Raw genomic sequence first — 1,449 nt, forward strand, 5'->3', positions numbered from 1 at the left:
GAACCGGATTTTCTGAAGTAGGGCGAGACGGGATCATCAACGATCGTGACCTTGAGCATCGCTGACATGGGCATCGGCCTGGGCGAGGATGGGCGGATGAGTTCAGCCTCTTCACCCCGCTCGGATCGGCCGAAGCGTCGGACGTTCACCGCTGAGTACAAGCTGGCGATCGTGGCCGAGTACGACGGCCTGTCCGAGGCCGGCGCGCGGGGTGCGCTGCTGCGCAGGGAGGGGCTGTATCACTCGCACATCATCGAGTGGCGCCGCGCCCGCGACGCGGGAGCCTTGGCGGGGCCGGCGTCCAGGCCGGGCCGCCGGCCGGGCAAGAGCCCGGAGCAGGCGGAGAACGAGCGGCTGCGGCGGGACAACGAACGCCTGCAGGCGGAGCTGGCGCGGACGAAAGCGGCGCTGGACGTGGTGGGAAAAGCACACGCGCTCTTGGGGTTGCTCTCCGAGAGCGCGGAGCCGACACCCGAACGGCGGCGGCGCGGGTGATCGACGACGCGTTCGCCGAACTGGCGCCGTTGACCTCGACCAAGCGAGCCTGCGACCTGCTGGGCAAGTCGCGGGCCACCCACTACCGGCAGGCCAAGCCCGCGGCGGTGAAGGCGCCGCCGGCGCCGCGGCGCAGACCGGCCAACGCACTGTCGGAGGCGGAACAGGCGCAGGTCCTGGCGGTGTTGCGCTCACCCCGCTTCGCCGACAAGGCCCCGGCCCAGATCTGGGCGACCCTGCTCGACGAGGGCACCTACCTGTGCAGCGAGGCGACCATGTACCGGCTGCTGCGCGCCCACGGTGAGGTGCGCGAGCGCCGCCGCCAAGCGGCGCATCCGCCCAGGGTGCGTCCCGAACTGGTCGCCCACGCCCCAAACGAGGTGTGGACCTGGGACATCACCAAACTGCACGGCCCGTACCGGGGCGTCTACTACGACCTGTACGTGATGCTCGACATCTACAGCCGGTACGTCGTCGGCTGGCAGGTCGCGCCACGAGAGTCCGGCGAGTTGGCCGAGGAGTTCATCGCCGACGCGATCGCCCGTATCGGCGCCGCCCCGAAGGCGGTCCACGCCGACCGCGGCACCTCGATGACCTCCAAGCCCGTCGCCGTGCTACTGGCCGACCTCGGCATCGCCCGCAGCCACTCCCGCCCACGAGTATCGAACGACAACCCCTACTCCGAATCGGCGTTCAAGACCCTCAAACACTGCCCGGCGTTCCCGGACCGGTTCGGCTCCATCCACGACGCCCGCGCGTTCTGCCAGGAGTTCTTCACCTACTACAACCACGAACACCGGCACTCCGGCATCGGCCTGCACACCCCGGCATCAGTGCACTTCGGCACTGCCGACCAGGTCCGCCTCCAGCGAGCCGAGGTCCTCAACGCCGCCTACGCGGCCAACCCCAACCGCTTCCCACGGCAGCCGGACCTCGACCGGCCCTACAGCAGCC

At 69.9% G+C, this 1,449-nt stretch carries 2 protein-coding genes; both read left to right on the forward strand.

Features of this window, described 5'->3' with window-relative positions:
- The first annotated feature begins 45 nt into the window (after positions 1–45).
- On the forward strand, positions 46–495 hold the full coding sequence (locus ABNF97_RS33880; RefSeq protein WP_130464584.1) for a transposase: 450 nt from the start codon (positions 46–48) through the stop codon (positions 493–495).
- A partial coding sequence (locus tag ABNF97_RS33885) for an IS3 family transposase (RefSeq protein WP_349341060.1) occupies positions 492–1,449 on the forward strand: 958 nt, incomplete at its 3' end. The genes ABNF97_RS33880 and ABNF97_RS33885, both read left to right, overlap by 4 nt.

The organism is Plantactinospora sp. B6F1, assembly GCF_040120695.1.
In the GTDB taxonomy this organism is placed as follows: Bacteria; Actinomycetota; Actinomycetes; order Mycobacteriales; family Micromonosporaceae; genus Plantactinospora.